At 48.0% G+C, this 469-nt stretch carries 1 protein-coding gene; it reads left to right on the top strand.

What is annotated here, in order from left to right; genetic code table 11:
* Positions 1-127: 127 nt before the first annotated feature.
* Positions 128-469 (top strand): SDR family NAD(P)-dependent oxidoreductase (locus tag ACTHUR_RS19995; RefSeq protein WP_440400538.1); only part of this gene is annotated, 342 nt, incomplete at its 3' end.

Genomic DNA, 469 nt, shown 5'->3' with positions numbered 1-469 from the left:
GTGTGTCCTATTGTAATGATATGATTATCGTTAAATTTAAAATCAGCCGGCCAAACACTCAGGCCGTCTGATGAGGCGTTATCATACCTTAAACCCAAGTCTGAAACGAGTATAGAAAGGAAACGATATGGCAATTTTGATTACCGGGACATCGGCAGGATTCGGCGCGGCGATGTGCCGCACCTTTGTTGCGGCAGGCTATCATGTCATCGGCGCGGCAAGGCGTGAAGACAAATTGCAGCAGTTGGCAGAGGAATTGGGCGAGCAGTTTTACCCGTTGGAAATGGATGTTTCGCGTACGGAGTCGATTCAAAACGCTTTGAACAGCCTGCCCGAGCATTTAGCTGAAATCGATTGCCTGATCAACAACGCCGGTTTGGCTCTAGGTTTGGATTCTGCCGATAAAGCCGATTTTGGCGATTGGGAAACCATGATTCAAACCAATATCATCGGCCTGACTTTTCTGACC

This window comes from Neisseria sp. P0021.S007, from assembly GCF_051956855.1.
This window is presented reverse-complemented; position numbering and strand designations above follow the sequence as displayed.